This is a genomic window from Dyadobacter sp. 22481 (assembly GCF_052044875.1).
GTDB lineage: Bacteria > Bacteroidota > Bacteroidia > Cytophagales > Spirosomataceae > Dyadobacter > Dyadobacter endophyticus.
This window is the reverse complement of sequence record NZ_JBQENV010000002.1, coordinates 1,132,383-1,150,041: the sequence shown is the minus strand read 5'-3', so window position 1 is coordinate 1,150,041 and position 17,659 is coordinate 1,132,383. Positions and strand designations below refer to the sequence as shown.

General features: G+C 50.7%; 13 protein-coding genes. 6 read left to right on the top strand and 7 right to left on the bottom strand.

From position 1 onward, the window contains the following. Positions 1 to 182: 182 nt before the first annotated feature. The 4 genes from tnpA to ACTJJJ_RS14765 all read right to left on the bottom strand — a co-directional run bounded on the left by tnpA (position 183) and on the right by ACTJJJ_RS14765 (position 4,167). Positions 183 to 620: an IS200/IS605 family transposase gene (gene tnpA / locus ACTJJJ_RS14780; protein ID WP_426293128.1), complete on the bottom strand. Its 438-nt coding sequence runs from the start codon at positions 618 to 620 to the stop codon at positions 183 to 185. Between the two features lie 180 nt (positions 621 to 800). Next, positions 801 to 1,034, bottom strand: a complete 234-nt coding sequence (locus tag ACTJJJ_RS14775; RefSeq protein WP_440702195.1) for a DUF3820 family protein — start codon at positions 1,032 to 1,034, stop codon at positions 801 to 803. Positions 1,035 to 1,045: 11 nt separating this feature from the next. Beyond that, on the bottom strand, positions 1,046 to 2,515 hold the full coding sequence (locus ACTJJJ_RS14770) for a nicotinate phosphoribosyltransferase (protein WP_440702194.1): 1,470 nt from the start codon (positions 2,513 to 2,515) through the stop codon (positions 1,046 to 1,048). A gap of 167 nt (positions 2,516 to 2,682) precedes the next feature. Further along, positions 2,683 to 4,167: a glycine--tRNA ligase gene (locus ACTJJJ_RS14765; RefSeq protein ID WP_426293127.1), complete on the bottom strand. Its 1,485-nt coding sequence runs from the start codon at positions 4,165 to 4,167 to the stop codon at positions 2,683 to 2,685. Positions 4,168 to 4,442: 275 nt separating this feature from the next. On the opposite strand from ACTJJJ_RS14765, the gene ACTJJJ_RS14760 reads away from it, so the two are divergent. The 3 genes from ACTJJJ_RS14760 to ACTJJJ_RS14750 all read left to right on the top strand — a co-directional run bounded on the left by ACTJJJ_RS14760 (position 4,443) and on the right by ACTJJJ_RS14750 (position 11,774). Next, a complete protein-coding gene (locus tag ACTJJJ_RS14760) occupies positions 4,443 to 6,839 on the top strand; it encodes an ABC transporter permease (RefSeq protein ID WP_440702193.1) in 2,397 nt (798 codons plus the stop codon). 55 nt (positions 6,840 to 6,894) lie between these two features. Then, on the top strand, positions 6,895 to 9,267 hold the full coding sequence (locus tag ACTJJJ_RS14755; RefSeq protein ID WP_440702192.1) for an ABC transporter permease: 2,373 nt from the start codon (positions 6,895 to 6,897) through the stop codon (positions 9,265 to 9,267). A 104-nt stretch (positions 9,268 to 9,371) separates the two neighbouring features. Beyond that, positions 9,372 to 11,774 carry an ABC transporter permease gene (locus ACTJJJ_RS14750; RefSeq protein ID WP_440702191.1) on the top strand — a complete coding sequence of 801 codons (2,403 nt, stop codon included), beginning with the start codon at positions 9,372 to 9,374 and terminating at the stop codon, positions 11,772 to 11,774. On the opposite strand, the gene ACTJJJ_RS14745 is transcribed toward ACTJJJ_RS14750, so the two are convergent. Genes ACTJJJ_RS14745 through ACTJJJ_RS14735 form a run of 3 tightly spaced genes read right to left on the bottom strand, consistent with a single transcriptional unit; the run spans position 11,775 to position 13,646 of the window. After that, the gene (locus ACTJJJ_RS14745) at positions 11,775 to 12,116 is read right to left on the bottom strand and encodes a DUF5615 family PIN-like protein (protein WP_440702190.1); all 342 of its coding nucleotides are present in this window, start codon (positions 12,114 to 12,116) and stop codon (positions 11,775 to 11,777) included. Next, positions 12,113 to 12,343 carry a DUF433 domain-containing protein gene (locus ACTJJJ_RS14740; RefSeq protein ID WP_440702189.1) on the bottom strand — a complete coding sequence of 77 codons (231 nt, stop codon included), beginning with the start codon at positions 12,341 to 12,343 and terminating at the stop codon, positions 12,113 to 12,115. The genes ACTJJJ_RS14745 and ACTJJJ_RS14740 overlap by 4 nt, the downstream gene beginning before the upstream one ends. 58 nt (positions 12,344 to 12,401) lie before the next feature. After that, the gene (locus ACTJJJ_RS14735) at positions 12,402 to 13,646 is read right to left on the bottom strand and encodes an MFS transporter (RefSeq protein WP_440702188.1); all 1,245 of its coding nucleotides are present in this window, start codon (positions 13,644 to 13,646) and stop codon (positions 12,402 to 12,404) included. A 125-nt stretch (positions 13,647 to 13,771) separates the two neighbouring features. Between ACTJJJ_RS14735 and ACTJJJ_RS14730 the strand changes: the two genes are divergently transcribed. The 3 genes from ACTJJJ_RS14730 to ACTJJJ_RS14720 are packed head-to-tail and all read left to right on the top strand — an operon-like array spanning position 13,772 to position 17,578. After that, positions 13,772 to 14,233: a hypothetical protein gene (locus tag ACTJJJ_RS14730; RefSeq protein ID WP_440702187.1), complete on the top strand. Its 462-nt coding sequence runs from the start codon at positions 13,772 to 13,774 to the stop codon at positions 14,231 to 14,233. Positions 14,234 to 14,279: 46 nt separating this feature from the next. Then, positions 14,280 to 15,161 carry a winged helix-turn-helix domain-containing protein gene (locus ACTJJJ_RS14725; RefSeq protein WP_440702186.1) on the top strand — a complete coding sequence of 294 codons (882 nt, stop codon included), beginning with the start codon at positions 14,280 to 14,282 and terminating at the stop codon, positions 15,159 to 15,161. 8 nt (positions 15,162 to 15,169) lie between these two features. Next, positions 15,170 to 17,578 (top strand): ABC transporter permease, encoded by a 2,409-nt coding sequence (locus ACTJJJ_RS14720; RefSeq protein WP_440702185.1) that lies wholly within the window; start codon positions 15,170 to 15,172, stop codon positions 17,576 to 17,578. Positions 17,579 to 17,659 lie beyond the last annotated feature (81 nt).

Sequence of the window (17,659 nt, the reverse complement as noted above, 5' to 3'; positions counted from 1 at the left end):
CCCCATGGTCCGCAACCCAAGGCTTTAGCCTTGGGATACAGCGCACCTCGCTACGCAGGACATCGCATACCAGCCCCGGACATCTATCCCCACAGCGCTACACACTACGCCCGGGCGCCGCCGCCCCATGGCCCACAACCCAAGGCTTCAGCCTTGGGTCACAGCCGCCCCTGACTCCGGCTTTAGCCAAAGTCCACACCATCGTACCCGATGCCCCTTGCAAAGGCTCCAAACTCCTCCTGAAAGCTGCGCTTTCCATGGTGCACCTGCTGATTGTCGATATACCTTCTCACAAATGGAAGCCTGCTTTCGCTGACGGACGCTGCAAAATATTTGTCAGCCCATTCGAAATTGCCACTCACCAATTTCATTTTGTTAGCCCAAAAGGCACTTTCACCTTTCAGAAGCTGCATTTGTTTGGATATGCCATACTCACTTTTCAGCAGCATCAGCACGTGAATATGATCGTGGTAGCCGTTAATCCGATCAATGTATATCTCCTTGCTCTTCGCGTTTTTCTGGATATGCTGGCAAAATTGCGCCAGAATAGGCGGTTGCAAAACGGGTGATCTGCGTTTGGTCCCCCAAACCGCGTGGATCCAGATTTTCACGTAAGACATTAATGTACGGGATGGATAGTGAATCAATAGTTATCATCCCTTTATACGCAAGAATCCAAAACGGTCACACTTTGTAGAATACCGGCGCAATTTGCTTCCTGAGAGCCGGATAGCCTATATACACGGACGCCCCCAGGGCCTTGGCTCCGAGGGCGTCCGTAATACTTGTGTAAAATAAGACTATGTCATTTTTCTCAGCCCCTGAATCAGAGACTCCAACCCATTCATCTTGATTTCCAGCATGGTACCCAGTAACATACCCAGCTTGCCGGACGGAAAACCTTCGCGATAGAACCATTCGAGGTAGGATACCGGAAGGTCCGCGATCACTTGGTCCTTGTATTTACCAAATGGCATTTTGTAGCTGATCAGATCTTTGAGGATCTCACTGTTCGGATGTGTTAACTCTTGCATACTCAGTTATTTCACGCCTCGTTGCCGGCGCGAAGTTTAAAAATCAAGTTGGTTTTTAATTCAAATAAATCCTTTTCAAGCCCTACCGGATAGGTATGCGGGTTTACAAATCGTTTAATTCCCTTATAAAAATGTGCCAGCTGTTCCTGCAAACGCTTGCGCGTGTCATGAACGGACGGCAGTTTGTAAACCAGCCGACCTTGCGCGAAAACGGGGACGAGCAAATCCTCGTGATTCACTGACTCGTCAAACGACCGATTTTTTGTAAAATCATACGGGTCCACCATCGTAGCTTTCCCGATCAGCGGCGTTTCGGTATTAAATATCATATCCGAAACAAAACCGCTCGCATCCCTGAACCGACGAACCTGCTGAATACCAGGCGTAGATACCTTGATTGCCTGCTCCGACAGTTTCAATTTGTAGTCCCACTCGCCCGATTCGCCGCGGATCGCCGCGAGCTTAAAAACACCGCCTAATGCAGGCTGATCATAAGCCGTGACGAGTTTTGTACCGACCCCCCACACATTTATTTTCGCGCCCTGGATCTTCAAACTGTCCATAATGTACTCATCGAGGTCGTTACTGGCCACAATGTTCGTTTTCTCGAAACCAGCCTCGTCCAGGATTTTCCGCGCTTCGATACTCAGGTATGCAAGGTCGCCCGAGTCGAGGCGGATGCCTGCCAGATCATGGCCGTGGGCGCGCAATTGCTTGCCCACCTCTACCGCATGCCGCACGCCATTCAGCGAATCGTAGGTATCCACGAGCAGCGTCACATTGTTCGGCATATGCTTCGCATAGGTTTCAAAAGCTTCCAGTTCGTTATCGAAAGACATCACCCAGCTGTGGGCGTGCGTGCCTTTCACAGGAATATCGTGTAGTTTTCCGGCAAGCACGTTAGAGGTAGCGTCGAAACCGCCAATGTAAGCGGCCCGGCTTGCCGTTACGCCCCCGTCAGGTCCTTGTGCCCGGCGGAGGCCAAACTCGAGCAATGCATCGTCTTTCGCGATCAGCCGCATCCGGGCTGCTTTGGTAGCTACCAGCGATTGAAAATTGATCAGGTTCAACAGCGGCGTTTCCAGGAGCTGACACTGCAATATCGGCCCCTGAATACGAAGGAGCGGCTCGTTGGGGAACACGATCGTTCCTTCCGGGATGGCATCGATGCTGCATTGCAGCTCCATTTTGCGGAGGTAATCAAGAAAGCCTTCATCAAACAGCTTGTTGCCATCGCTGCCCGTGAGCGAGCCGATATAGGCCAGGTCTTCGTCGCTGAAACGGTACTCCTGCAAATATTCGATTACGCTGCTGAGCCCGCAAGCGACCGTAAATCCGCCCTGAAAAGGGTGTTTCCTGAAATAGAGGTTGAAGACCGCCTCCTGTTCTGCCTTACCCGATTTCCAGTAGCCATAGGCCATCGTGAGTTGATACAGATCGGTCAGAAGGCTCATCGAAGTATCGTATAGCTGGTTGATCATCTCTTCTGTGGTTGGTGTCTTAAAGCCGCCTAATTACTAAAAAAACGGCATTATAGCTACCAATAGTGAGTTTGCAGCGCAACCATTGACCGAATGGTAATGGGTTTATTATAACAAAAGCGGGGCCGCTACGAAAGCAACCCCGCTCCTACTATTACTTAAATGAATCAGATCGCTTCGAGAATGCGCTCGATTGCTACCTGATAACCGATCTTCTCTTTCAATTCACTGATGTGGACGCGCTCCTGCTCCATCGAATCGCGGTGGCGGATGGTAACGGTATCATCTTCCATTGTCTGGTAATCCACGACGATGCAGAACGGCGTTCCGATAAGGTCCTGACGGGTGTAGCGCTTACCGATCGCTGCATTGTCGTCGTAGACCGTGCGGAACGACGATTTCAACGAGTTAGCGAGCGTCTGCGCTTTTTCGGCAAGTCCGTCCTTTTTAACCAATGGGAGCACAGCCGCCTTGAATGGCGCCAATGCGGGGTGCAGTTTCAGGAAAGTACGTTCTTTCGCGCTGTCACCTTCGCCTACCGATTCCACCGTGTAAGCATTGCAGAATGTGGCGAGGAACAGACGGTCGGCACCAACGGATGTTTCCACTACGTAAGGAATGTAGTTACCGTACGGCTTGCCATTCTCATCGAGATCGGCGTCGAAATACTGTTGTTTCTTCTTAGAAAGCTCCTGATGGTTGCGCAAGTCGAAGTCGGAACGGGAGTGGATACCCTCGATTTCGCGGAAACCGAACGGAAATTCGAACTCGATGTCCACGGCTGCTTTCGCATAATGTGCAAGCTTGTCGTGGTCGTGGTATTTCAGTTTTTCAGCGGGCAGACCTATCGCCTGGTGGAATTTCATCCGCCCTTCTTTCCATTTGTCGTACCATTCTTCCTCAGTACCGGGCCGCACGAAGAATTGCATTTCCATTTGTTCGAACTCACGCATACGGAAGATGAACTGCCGCGCCACGATCTCATTACGGAACGCTTTTCCGATTTGTGCGATACCAAAAGGCACCTTCATACGGCCGCTTTTCTGCACATTGAGGAAGTTCACGAAAATTCCCTGCGCGGTTTCGGGGCGAAGATAAATCATACTGGACTCTTCGGCTACCGATCCTACCTGCGTGCTGAACATCAGGTTGAACTGGCGAACTTCCGTCCAGTTGGTTGTACCTGATACCTGGCATTTAATGTCTTCCGCAATGATCAGCTCGCGAACACCATTCAGGTCTTCGGCGCTGAGCAAACGGCCCATTTCGGCCAGCAATGCTTTTGCTTTTTCGGGTTGGCCGTCTTTTTCATATTGTTCTGCCTTGCCTTCCAGGAGTTGATCGGCGCGGTAGCGTTTTTTGGAATCCTTGTTATCGATCATCGGATCGTTAAAACCGTCGACATGGCCCGATGCTTTCCAGGTAAGCGGGTGCATAAAAATCGCAGCGTCGATACCGACGATATTGTCGTTCAACTGCGTCATAGCCTTCCACCAGGCGGCTTTCAGGTTATTTTTCAACTCGACGCCGTTCTGACCATAATCGTAAACGGCTTGTAATCCATCATATATTTCGGAAGAAGGGAATACAAAACCGTATTCCTTCGCATGCCCAACAATGTCTTGCAAAGAGGTAGCAGGTGCCTGGCTCATTCTATTTGTTTAAAATCAATAAGAAAAAAGACTATTAAATCCATCAAAATCATGAATTTGGCAAAATTAGGGATTTTGACGGCATTGCGCATTCATCCCGGGACGGAATTCCGGTGTTAATTTTCCCCTGCCGTGCGTGCGCCGTTGAACAGGAATGTCCGTTAGCGAACATCAATACGCGTATTTTTCAATATAAATCACTAATAATCAAGCACAAACACCATTGGCATATAATTTATTTGTTTAGTAGTACTGACTAACAAACCTGCTTCCCCATGCTCTTCAACTACCTCAAAATATCGATCAGGAACTTCCGCAAGCAGCGGCTGTTCAGCGGGCTGAATATCCTGGGACTCGGGATCGGCATCGCCGCCGTTTGGCTCATGGTGCTGTATGTGGCCGACGAACTGAGTTACGACCGTTTCCACGCCAAAGCCGACCGCATTTACCGCGTGACGCAGGAAGCCGAATGGGCTACCGGGAGTTTCAAACTCGCGCCTACCTCGGCGCCATTTGCGCCGGCATTGCAAAACGAATATCCTGAAATCGAAAAGACGGTCCGAATTAGTGCGGAGGGCGGCGGCAAGATCCGCTTCGGTGAAAAGCAGGTTGATGCGTACGATATTTTTTTCACCGACGGTTCTGTTTTTGACATATTTTCCTACCCATTTCTCTACGGAAACCCGGCAACAGCATTGCGCGAGCCTCAGAAAATCGTTCTGACCAAAACCCTCGCAACCCGCATATTCGGTGATGCTTCAAAAGCAATGGGGCAAACCGTGTTTTTCTCCAATAATTTCCCCAACGTAGTTACAGGTGTAATCGACGACGTACCGGGCAACGCTCACATGAATTTCAGCGCGTTGAGGTCGCTGCCTCCGGATTTTACCGGCGGCTGGCAGGACGGGGACATTTACACTTATTTGTTATTAAAAGAAGGTGCGGACGCAAAGAAGCTCGAAGCCAAATTTCCCGCTTTCTATACTAAATACCTGCAGAAACAAATGGGTGATGCGGATTACCACCTGAATCTGCAACCGCTCACGTCCATTCACTTGCATTCGAACCTGGATTACGAGATCGGTACCAAAGGAAGTATCAAAACGGTTTACATTTTCTCCGCCATTGCATTGCTGATCCTGGTCATCGCCTGCATTAACTATATGAACCTTTACACAGCCCGCTCGCTCAAACGCGTACGTGAGGTAGGCGTGCGCAAGGCCATCGGATCGCAGCGTTTCCAGCTCATCGGGCAATTTCTAACGGAGTCGTTCATGATGACGGTACTAGCCGGGTTTGTAGGTTTTATTCTGGCAAAAGCGGCATTACCGTTCTTCAACCAGCTTGCCGAAAAATCGCTGAACCTGGATTTTCATGACAACAGCATGACCACAGTCGTTATCGGTGCCGCGTTTCTGCTGCTGATCGGGCTGCTCAGCGGGTTGTACCCTGCATTAATGCTCTCGGGTTACCGCCCGGTTATCGCATTGAAAGGGCAGTTGGGCAGCCAGTCGGGCGGCGCGGGATTCCGGCAATCGCTGGTGGTATTCCAATTTGCGGCCACCGTCGTGATGATCGCCTGCTCGGGCATTGTCTACCGGCAGATCCAGTATGTCAATCACAAGGATCTGGGCTTTAATAAAGACCAGGTTCTCACTTTCCATATCGATAAAAACGAGGTTCGCACGCAGGTAAGCGCACTGAAAGAAAAACTGGAACAAAACCCGGTCATCGAGAGCGCCGCATCCGCTAGTAATCCCATCGGCAACAATGCCATCGGCTCGACTGCATTATTCGTAGAAACCAATAATGGCGATATTCCTTCCACCACTCAAATGACGCAGCGCTTCATGGCCGACGCCGATTATCTGCGCACTATGGAAATCAAGCTTTTGCAAGGCCGCGATTTCATTAAAAGCTCGCCCGCCGACCTGGCCGGTTCAGTTCTTGTGAATCAAGCATTAGTCAAGAAACAGGGCTGGACAAACCCTATCGGAAAAAAAATGCGCTACCCTGCGGATAAGGATGGCAATGTACGAGAGCTGACCATTGTGGGTGTAACCAAAGACTTCCACATCTATTCCCTGCAACACAAAATCGAGCCGCTGGTGATCCAGCTCGCTCCTCCGATGGAACAAGATAATATGTATGTGCGCATCAATGCCACCAAAACGTCCGAAGCATTGGCATATATCAGCCAGGTTTACAAGACCTTCGATGCCGATGCCCGCCCCGAGTTTCAGTTTCTAGATGAGAATTTTGCCAAACAATACCAGGCAGAACAGCGCCAGGGCAACGTATTGCTGGCATTTGCCATACTGGCCGTCGTGATCGCTTGCCTCGGCCTGTTTGGCCTGGCGGCATTCGCTGCCGAGGCACGAACCAAGGAAATCGGTGTCCGGAAAGTGCTCGGTGCGAGCGTACAGGACGTGGTACTCATGCTTTCACGCGACTTTGTAAAATTAGTGCTCATCGCGATTGTGATCGGCACGCCCATAGCCTTCTACGCCATGACCCAATGGCTGCAAAACTTCGAATACCGCGAAACATTATCGTGGTGGGTCTTCGCACTGGCAGGCGTCGTCGCAATCGTCATCGCGCTGGTAACGGTAAGTTCGCAGGCGCTGAAATCGGCATTGACTAACCCTGTGAAGGCTTTAAGAGCGGAATAAGCGGAATTAAAGGGAGGATGGTTTTCTTTTCCTTCCTCCCTAAAACAAAAACATTATGCTAAAAAACTACCTGAAAATCGCTATCCGCAACCTCTGGAAGCACAAGCTGTTTTCTTTCATCAACATTACCGGCCTGGGTCTGGCGATGGCGTTCTGCTTTATGCAGCTGATCCAGGTGCAGAGCAGTTTTGAAAAGGACTCCTTCCATCCCTATCCCGACCGCACCTTCCGCATTCTCACCGATGCTACGGATAATGTCGGCGAAAAGCACTCGCTCGCTTCTACTCCGTTTCCGCTGGGTCAGAAGCTGGGCGATGGGCAAAGTGTGATCGAAAAGACGGTGCGCATTAATCGGTCATTCGGTACAAATCTGAGCAATGGCATCAAAACGCTCCGCACTTATGGGCTTTATGTAGAGCCGGGATACTTTGAAATCTTCGGGTTTCCGCTGGAAAAAGGGAAACCAGCCACGGAACCCTGGACGGCCGTGCTTACACACGAGATGGCGGAACGTTTTTTCGGCGACGCCAACCCGATAGGCAAAACACTCACAAACAGTGAGGTAGGCACATTCACCATTACCGGTGTTTTCAAGCCGCTCAAAAAATTCCGGACGCATTTGGATGCTGATATGGCGATATCGATGGCTACCCTGCCGCTCGTACGCAAGGATCTCAAAGCCGACGACTGGCTCAGTTACAATACCTACACATTTGTATTCCTTACCAAAGGCTCCACCCGCGCCGACCTCGACCAGGCGCTGGCTCGTGTTTCCGCCGAGAATCAAAAGGCCGTCCGTTTCAAGGACATCAAATCGCATTCATTCCGCAGCCAGGCGTTGTCTGAGATTTCTCCGGACTGGGAAGGGTTGCTGGACAATCCCGATGTTGAGCCGATCTGGAAAATGGGCGTTAGCTTGCTAATTCCGCTTGTAATTATCGTCCTGGCGGGTTTCAACTACATCAACCTCACACTTACACGGTCGCTCAGCCGCGCGCGTGAGGTGGGCGTGCGCAAGGTCGCGGGCGCGAAAAAGTTTCAGTTGATCAGTCAATTCTTGGTCGAAACGGTTGTGATAGCATTGCTCGCTTTCGGGCTCGGGTACCTGGGGCTGTTGCTGCTGAAAGAATATATTCACGTGGGCTGGCTGACATGGGAGGTGAGTGATACACGCATGCTTTGGGCGATTTTTATCGGTTTTACATTGTTTACCGGCTTTCTGGCGGGCATTTTGCCGGCACGGATACTGTCGTCCTATCAGCCTGTTCAAATCCTGAAAGGCGAATTGGCACCCACGGGTGTCGGTAAATTTGGTTTCCGGAAAACGCTCACCATTATCCAGTTCGTGGTCGCATTGGTTTTCATGACCGGTACCGGCATTATGAACAGCCAGTTTGAGTATATGGCGACCGACAACCAGAATTTCAACCGGAAGAATATCCTGAATATTCCACTGGTGCCCGACAGCGATTTCAAACTTCTGGCCAATGAAATGAGCCGGGAAGCGGGCGTGAAACGTGTAGGACTCACCTCCGCCACGTTGAATGAAGGCGCAGGAAAGGCTAAACTCGCGCCGCTATCACAACAAAAACCCACCAATTCAGTAGAAACGTACATTTACGCCTCCGACCGGAATTTTATCGACAATATGCGGCTGCAATTCATAGCCGGCGAAAACGTCCCTGCATCCGCCGATACAACCGTCCATTTTGTCGTGTTGAACCAGAAAGCGGCGCAGTCGCTTGGCTGGAAAAACCCAAAGGAGGCAGTGGGACAAACTATCCTCCTGAATGAAACTCAGGTGATCGTATCGGGGATTGTGAAAAACTTCTGCTTCATGCGCTACGAATTGCCGGTGGTACCACTGATACTGGCATTCGATCCGCGGGAAATAAAGGTCCTTTCGCTGGAAGTTATGGACGGAACCGACCGTGAACACCTCGCTTCCGTATTGGAAAAAACCTGGAAACGGTATCACCCGCGCGAATCGTTTGTGTATTCATGGTATGAAGACCAACTCTATGAGGACTATCTGGAAAATGAAGATCAAAAGATCATGGATTTGTTGGTGTTGGTCGTGTTCACGATCGCGGCGATGGGTTTGCTGGGAATGGTCACCTACTCCACCGCCAAACGCGTGAAAGAAGTGGGCGTGCGCAAAGTAATGGGTGCCAGCACCGCGCAGATCATGCGGCTGCTGTCGGGCTCGTTCGTAAAACTGATGCTGATCGCTGCGATCATCGCAATGCCGATCGGCTACGGACTTGGATCGCTGTTTCTCAACATTTTCACGTACCATCCCCACCTCGGTCCGGGCGTGTTCCTAACCTGCATCGGAAGCCTCGGACTGATAGGCCTGCTCACCATTGGCATCCAGACCTACAAAGCGGCCGTTACCAACCCGGCCGAGACTCTACGGAATGATTGAAAAGGGAGTTTGCTATCCTCCCCTTCCTCCTTATTCGCTGTTAAAAATAGTTAAACACCCCGCCCCTCAAAATCAGCCATTTAAAAAACGCCTAGCTTTGAAGTATGTTAAAAAACTACTTCAAAATCGCCTGGCGGAACTTGCTGAAACGCCGCTTTTATGCACTGGTGACGATCGTTGGCCTTGCCGTCGGGATGACGTTCACGTTCCTGATGATGAGCTATATCCGGGGCGAACTTGGCGTGAATGCCGATCTCCGGAATGCGAAGAACCAGTACATCATCCGCAGCAAGTGGACCGACCCGAATATGGGTCTGGACCTGACGACCCTCGGGCCGCTTGGGAAAGCATTGAAGACAGATTACCCCAACCTGGTTGCCAATTACTATCGCTACGACGCCATAACCGTGGCCGTATCGCACGGAGACAAGCATTTCAGAGAGGATGTGCAGACCGGCGACTCTACGCTGCTGGCCATGTACGGCTTCCCGCTCCTGCACGGAAATGCGCAAACGGCATTGAATACCCCTAATTCAGTTGTTATTACCCAAAAAAAGGCCATGAAATATTTTGGCCGGACGGACGTCGTGGGCGAGTCGCTTACGCTTCACAATTTCATGGGCGGCAAACAGGAATACCAGATTACCGCCGTGATGAAAAACCTTCCTTTCAATTCGGTCACCCATTTGCTTACCACCGAGACGGAGATCTTCTTTCCGTTTAGCAGCCTGGAAGGCCGCAAAGGCTCGGAGGACAACTGGAATTTTGCCATCATGGTTACCTATATTGAACTGAAAGACGGCGTTACCCCTGCCGATCTTGCCAAGCCGATTGCGCGGGAGCTCGCCACACATGCACCGGAGGCCATCAAAGCTAATCTCAAAGTGTACCTGACCCCGCTCGGCGAGTATTACCGCGAGGCGAACAATGGTGTCGTCAATAAAATGATGCTGACACTTTCGGGCATTACCGTGTTTATTTTATTAATGGCGATCGTCAATTTTGTCAACATCTCTATTGGTAGTTCCTCGTCGCGCCTGAAAGAAATAGGTGTACGAAAAGTATTGGGCAGCCTGAAACGGCAGCTCATCGGGCAATTTTTGGCTGAATCCATCCTGCTGTCGCTGTTGGCGATGGTACTTTCGCTGGGAATGTATGAATTGTTACGACCGTTTTTCAGTGATATTTTAGGCAAAGAAGTGGCGTCGCTCTGGTCGCTAATACCTTATGCGCTGGTCGTTCCGATATTGATTGCCCTGCTCGTAGGTATGGTCGCGGGTTTGTATCCGGCCCTGGTACTTTCGCGGATTCCGTCCGTAGAGTCTATGAAGGGAAAACTGAAATCGGTCAGGGATAATATCCTGTTCCGGCGCTCGCTCATTGCAGTGCAGTTTGTGATCGCATTGTTTGTGTTTGCCGGGGCGGGCATTGTGGCGCGGCAGGTCGACTATTTTTTCAATAAAAACCTTGGGTATAACAAAGAATCGCTCGTTACCCTCGGCGTCCCCCGTGACTGGACGCCCGCCGGGGAGGCCAAAATGGAACAGGTACGCGACGGGCTAGCCGGGCTCAAAGAGATTAAGGACATCAGTCTTTCCTATGAGATCCCGAATGGAAATGGGGGTGGCAGCAGCTTCTACAAACCCGGCCAGGATTCCACAGAGGCTGTTCAGGCTATATTGCTGCGGACGGATGTTGCCTATGCAAAAACATACGATGTAAAATTGCTCGCAGGCGAGTTCCTTCAACCGCCGAACACCGCCTACCAGCCCGACCGCATCGTCATGAACGAAACGGCCGTCAAATCCCTCGGGTACGCAGGTGCGCGCGAGGCGCTTGGGCAACAGGTACGGGTACAGGGTTATCCGAAACCGTTAACCATCGTAGGTGTAGCGCAGGATTTCCATTTCGGGTCCATGCACCAGGCGATCAAGCCACTTGTATTTGCCGATGTCCGCGGCACCAACTTTTACCGTTACCTGAGCATCCGCCTGAATCCGGGCAACATGGGTAGTTCCATCGCAGCCATCCAACAGAAATGGCACGAACTCATGCCCGATGCCCCATTTGAATATGTATTCATGGACGAAACCCTGCAAAAACTATATCAGTCTGAAATCCAGCTAAAAAAGGCCTCTCGCGTCGCAACGTTTCTTTCCGTGATCATAGTGTTCCTGGGTATCCTGGGAATGGTTTCGCTCAATGTAACCCGCCGGACTCGGGAAGTGGGCATCCGCAAGGTACTGGGCGCAACCAGCCTGCACGTAGTAATGCTTTTCCTGAAAGAGTTCCTGGCAATCCTCGCCGCGGCCATCCTGATTGCATTTCCATTAGCTATCCTGCTGGGAAATCGATGGTTGAAAACCTATGCTTACCGTGCGGAAATTGGCTGGGAAGTGTTTGCGGGAATTGCGATGCTATTCGGAATGATGATCACTGGGCTGGTTTGCGTACAGACGTATAAGGCCGCGATAACCGACCCGGTGAAGAGTTTGAAAAGTGACTAATCAGGATTTAAATACTTCGTAAATATCGAAGTGAGCGCTTTGAATGAATTCCCTGATTATGTCTATTTTGTCTGAAAGTAAATCTGAAAGCACATTTGTTGAACAATTTCCGGTTCTGATACGGATAATTTTGGGAGGTTTAGAAAACTGATTGATCAGCGTGACAAAGTCTTCGTCTAATGTGATGATGGCCTGATAACCATTGGCGCGAGCGAACATGAATATGTCATAATCATTAGCATCCGTGAGCCCGATCTGCCTTACATGATCTAAAACGTCGAATTGAGATGCCATCAAGGGCAAAATTCGTTGTGAAATATTCTGATCAATCAGAACTTTCATGCAGCCACATCAAAAAATGTCCGTTTTTGCTGATCTGCTGAAAATTCCAGTGCTACTGAAATATCCTTCCGGGTTAACTCCGGAAAATCAAGCAAAATATCTTCGAACGACATCCCCGATGCCAGCCAACGCAGGATATCTTCCACCGTAATACGCATACCCCTGATACAAGGCTTACCACCTCTTTTACCGGGTTCCAGTGTGATAATATTTTTGTATATATACATAAACTAATGCGTTGATAGACAAAAATAACCATTTGTCGCGGATTCTCCAGAGCATGTGCTAACTCAACTTCACCGAAAACAAATCCTTCGAGCGCAAGTATACCCAGGTCACCACGACGAGCGTGAGGACGCCTCCCATCATGACCGATGGTACCGTCCCGAATGCCTTCGCCATTACGCCGGATTCGAAGGCGCCGAGTTCATTGGAGGAGCTTACGAATATACCATTGACTGCTGCCACCCGGCCTCGCATTTCGTCCGGCGGATAAATTTGAAGGATCGTTTGGCGTATGATAACGCTTACACTATCGAACACGCCGGTCACAAAGAGGGCTGCACAGGAAAGCATGAAACTGGTGGAAGCGGCAAAAACGAGTGTAAATACCCCGAAACCGGCCACTGCGACCAACATATTGCGCCATGCATTATGTGTGGGCGGGAAATAGGCCATGGCAAACATCGTCAGCATGGAGCCTATGGAGGGCGCCGCGCGCAGCAGGCCGAGCCCTTCCGGGCCTACTTTTAGAATGTCTTCCGCAAAAATGGGTAACAAAGCGATGACGCCTCCGAAAAGCACCGAGAACAAATCTAATGTCATGGCATACAGCACAATGCGTGTTTTGAAAACGAATTTAAAGCCCTCTTTCAGGCTTTCCATGATCGGCGTCACGATCTTTGGAAATTCGGGGCGGGTTTTAATCATACCCAGCAAAACCCAGCAGATCAGGAAGATGACTATAACGATCAGCAATGTGTTGGTGAGGCCCAGGTAGGCATATAGAAAACCCGCAGCAGCCGGACCGATAATGGCCCCTGCCTGCGAAAAGGAACTGCTCCAGGTCGATGAATTATGGTAGATCGTTCGCGGTACAAGGAAAGGTTTCAGCGAGCTTGCCGCAGGCGAGTAGAAGCCTTTTGCAAAACCTATTAACCCAAAAACAGCATAAATGACCGCCAGGTGCTGCCATTCCGCCAACCTGTTGTAAACTCCTGGCTGGAAAGCCGTATATAATATCCCCGAACCCAGCAAGATCACCACCAGACTAACGTGCATGATCGTGATCTTGTTCTTCTGATCGGCCACATACCCTCCAAACAGCGACGTAATAATGAACGGGATAGCCTCCGCCAAGCCGATGAGCCCCAATGCGAGCGGGTCGTGCGTGGTTTTGTACAGTTCATAGCCCACAATCACTTCCTGAATGCGGATCGTGGCAGAAAAAAGAAAAGAATTGGATACAAAGAACCGGAAATCAGAATAGCGGAGCGCTGCGTACGGGTCGTTGGATGCTACTGCTTTCAAGTGAGCGTTTTAATGATACATGTTTTACATTTTGTTTACAATGTTTTACAGGCATTAGTTCGTAGAGCTGGGCCATGTCGGTATTTTTGACCGAGTTCATTGTATTCACCCAAAACAAAGCGTATATGCATTTCAAAGCCATTAAAATCATACCTGCTATGGTGCTGTTTTGTTCCTTACAAACTTCGGTTGCACTACCGAAATCGGCAGGCCCGGCTCATAGCAATCCAGTGCTGTTAAATGGAAAAGTAGTCACCATCGAACAGCTGACTTACGTCACCCGTGGTGTATTGACGCTCATGAAGGGCGACCCGGCTTCGGAACGGAAAACAAATATCCCGTTCCTGATATACCTGAGACGCGGCGGTAAGATCGTGGATGCGCAGGCAGATGCGCACAACCACGCGGTAATGTATTATGAAATCGCCGAAATACTGAAATCCGCCCAAGCCGGCGATCAACTGGTGATCGACCCCGTGGAGCCCGGCAATAAGGCAGCTCAAAAAGTGATTACGATCAAAAGCACGCAAATTGTTCCTCAATTCAATTGGTTTTATGGTTTGAACAAGAAAAAGGACAATTGCTGAATTTCGTTAAATTTGATTATTGGTCACTGGCTGTATGATGGCGTATATGAATGTCATTTTTAGAAGATTTGTGTTGCTGGCTGGCTTTTGTACCGGGCTTTCCGTTATTGCCATGGCCAATAGTGATGCGGTGCGTTTTTCTGAAAATGTCAACCTGGCGCTCAGACGAACCGCTGATGTGCTGCTTCGGGCCAATGGCGATTCCCTGTCGGTGATCCCGCCGGTAAAGCAATCGGATGCGAACACCTTTTCGGTTCAAATGGACCGGATGTTCGATTATGACAAACTCCCTGAAACGTTACAAAGGTCACTCACCTCCTACCATATTGATCGCCCGTACAGCGTGGCCGTGCTGGACTGCGAAACCGGCGAAGTAAAACTTGGCTATCAGTTCTTCGACCTGAATCAGCCCGACGGCATCCCGTGCAAGGGCCGTTCGCGCGATGAGGGGTGCTACACAGTGCAAATCCGCTTCACACCCGAAGCTCCGAAACCCAAATCTGCCGGCAATACCTGGCTCCTGGTTTCATTTGGCGGTACACTGGCCGGGCTCGGTTTTATCGCCTGGAACCGGGCACGGCATAAAAAAGTGCCCGAAACCAAGCCTCAAGATGCGCCCGCTCCGCATTCCCGGCTTACGTTCGGCAATTCGTGGCTCGATACCGCCAACCAGACGCTCTATAACGGTGAATCCATTCAAACGCTGACATTCAGAGAGGCCAAATTGCTGGCCGTATTCGCCAGAAACATCAACCAGGTGCTGGAAAGGGACGCCATTCTGAAATCGGTTTGGGAGGATGAGGGCGTCACGGTCGGCCGGAGTGTCGATGTATTCGTTTCGCGTCTGCGCAAAATGCTGTCTGCCGATCCGCAAGTCAAAATCTCCGCCATACACGGCGTAGGATACAAAATGGAAGTCTATTCCTAACAAAATCCATGTTCAAAACCTTTTTTAAAATCGCAGCGCGTCAGCTCTGGCAGGGGCGGCTGTATGCGATGATCAATGTCGCCGGACTGGCGGTTGGTAGCGCTGGGATGCTGTTCGCGGTGCTCTATATCAGCGACGAAAGCAGTTTCGATCGCTTTCACCGGAATAGTCCTAACCTTTACCGCATCACCAGCACCTACCGCGAGCGGGGCGAAATTATCAGGACCGGCGGTACCGGGCAGGTACAGGGTCCTGCTTTTCAGGCGCGCATGCCCGAGATCACGCATTATGCGCGCGTCATGGGCGGGGATATTTACGGCGATGTACGTTATGGACACAATGCATTCAAGTTACAATTGCTCTTCGTGGATGCTTCCTTTTTTGAAGTCTTTACTTTCCCATTGCTGCATGGCGATGGCCGTACCGCGTTGCAGAACGTCAATTCGGTAGTCATTACCCGACGAACAGCCCTCAAATTCTTCAACCGCACCGATGTGGTGGGCGAGCTGCTGCAAATGGATGCCGATCCGTCTGCGATACGGATCGGGAAGCCGCTGGTCGTTACAGGCGTCGCAGAAGACCCGCCGGCGAACTCCTCTGTTCAGTTCGACATCCTCTTTCCATTCGAGTTCATGAAGGTGTCGTTCGACGATACCAGCTGGCTGAATGCTTACCTGGGCACATTCGTCGTGCTGCGTCCCAATGCCCAGCCCGGCCAGGTAATCGGCAAGTTCAACCGCATTGCAGGCGCATTATCCCAAACCCAGCGCAAAGACCATCCCGAAGCTTCCGCGATTACTTATGGCCTGCAAAAAATGACCGATATTCACCTGAACGGACAGGAAATACCAAATCAGAACGGCGAGTCGGGCATTGTCAATAGCAGCAGGCCGCTTTATTCCTTCATTTTCGCCGGTATGGCTGGGTTCATATTGCTGATGGCCAGCATTAATTTTATCAACATCCATATTGCTTCGTCGTTGAGGCGAGCGAAGGAAGTAGGTATCCGAAAGGCTACCGGCAGCGGCAGGGCGGCCATTATCGTACAGTTCCTCGGAGAATCTGCCCTGCTGATCGCCGTGGCCATGATCATCTCCCTGTTACTCGTGTTTCTGCTCATGCCCGCGTTCAACCATTTGTCGCAAAAAACAATCCAGTTTAGTGCGCTCTTGAATGTCGGCTTGCTTGGTTCCATAATTGGGATATTCCTGATGAATATCGTGTGTGCGGCGCTATATCCGGCCTGGCTGGTTTCCAGGTTGAGCCCGGTTGAAACACTTTATTCAAAAATCAGGCTGGCAGGCAGAAGCCGCATGGGGAATATGTTGATGGTCTTCCAGTTTGCGATGGCCATTCTACTGGGCATTGCGAGTGTGGTATTTTACAGGCAAATGCATTTCATCAGGTCCAAAAACCTTGGTTACAATCCCGATCAGGTGGTCAAAATAGCTATCCAGGGTGTGAGGGATGTGCATCAGGTTCACAAGCGCTTTCAAAACGAGCTGGCAGGTGACCCTGCGTTCGGGGCTATTTCTCTTGCAGGTGAATTTGGGAACCGTGATGTGGTAGTCAACGGCCAAAAAATGCTTGCTAACGTGCGTACGGTTGATGTAGACTATCTGCCGATGTTGGAAATGAAACTGCTGCAAGGCCGTAACTTCTCTCCTGCCTTCGCTTCGGACGAAACGTTCGGTGTGTTAGTAAATGAAGCCTTTGTCAAAAAAGCAGACATTACCGACCCGATCGGCCAAAGATTGATGCCCGACGACTATTTCGGCAAGCAAGGTCTAAGCATCCTCGGCGTAGTCGGTGATTTCCATTTCAATTCCCTCAAAGAACGCATCGGGCCGATGATCATGCCGATGAGCACGCATTACGGAGCCGGCGAGCTTTGGATTAAAATCGTCCAAAACAGCGAGCATTATGCGATTGAAAAGCTTCAAAAAACGTTCAAAAAGGTGCTGCCCGATGCCGTTTTCGACTATGCCTTCTTGCACGACGCCAACGCCCGCGCCTATATGTCAGAGCTGCGCTGGCAACAGATTATCACCATCGCAACCATCGTGGCAGCCATTATTTGCGGCCTAGGCCTATTCGGCCTCGCACACCTCGCCATCTCGCAACGCAGACGCGAGACGGGCATCAGGGTCGTGCTCGGTGCTACCGGTTACGACATTGCGCTTGGCTTTTCCAAAAACTTCGTCCGGATCATCTTCACAGCCATCCTCATCGCATCCGCTGCCGGATATTATCTGATGCATTCCTGGCTCGACCATTTTGCTTACCATGCAGGCTTGCCCTGGTGGGTGTTTGTGTGCTCGGGAGCTGTGGCGCTGTTGCTCGCGCTATTCACAGTATTCGCCCAGGCGTTGCGGGCAGCGGCGGCCGACCCTGTGAAGGTTTTACGGTCCGAATGAGCGCCTTTTTACAGCATTGCAAAGTTTTCGCAACCGCGTCCGATTGCGTACACATTTTGTACGGTATCGGACGCGCCCATA

Coding starts and splice junctions, on each gene's coding strand:
- ACTJJJ_RS14730 (WP_440702187.1), top strand. CDS start 13,772: ATGCATTTCAAAGCCATTAAAATCATACCTGCTATGGTGCTGTTTTGT.
- ACTJJJ_RS14765 (WP_426293127.1), bottom strand. CDS start 4,167: ATGAGCCAGGCACCTGCTACCTCTTTGCAAGACATTGTTGGGCATGCG.
- tnpA (WP_426293128.1), bottom strand. CDS start 620: ATGTCTTACGTGAAAATCTGGATCCACGCGGTTTGGGGGACCAAACGC.
- ACTJJJ_RS14740 (WP_440702189.1), bottom strand. CDS start 12,343: ATGTATATATACAAAAATATTATCACACTGGAACCCGGTAAAAGAGGT.
- ACTJJJ_RS14725 (WP_440702186.1), top strand. CDS start 14,280: ATGAATGTCATTTTTAGAAGATTTGTGTTGCTGGCTGGCTTTTGTACC.
- ACTJJJ_RS14755 (WP_440702192.1), top strand. CDS start 6,895: ATGCTAAAAAACTACCTGAAAATCGCTATCCGCAACCTCTGGAAGCAC.
- ACTJJJ_RS14745 (WP_440702190.1), bottom strand. CDS start 12,116: ATGAAAGTTCTGATTGATCAGAATATTTCACAACGAATTTTGCCCTTG.
- ACTJJJ_RS14750 (WP_440702191.1), top strand. CDS start 9,372: ATGTTAAAAAACTACTTCAAAATCGCCTGGCGGAACTTGCTGAAACGC.
- ACTJJJ_RS14760 (WP_440702193.1), top strand. CDS start 4,443: ATGCTCTTCAACTACCTCAAAATATCGATCAGGAACTTCCGCAAGCAG.
- ACTJJJ_RS14775 (WP_440702195.1), bottom strand. CDS start 1,034: ATGCAAGAGTTAACACATCCGAACAGTGAGATCCTCAAAGATCTGATC.
- ACTJJJ_RS14720 (WP_440702185.1), top strand. CDS start 15,170: ATGTTCAAAACCTTTTTTAAAATCGCAGCGCGTCAGCTCTGGCAGGGG.
- ACTJJJ_RS14770 (WP_440702194.1), bottom strand. CDS start 2,515: ATGATCAACCAGCTATACGATACTTCGATGAGCCTTCTGACCGATCTG.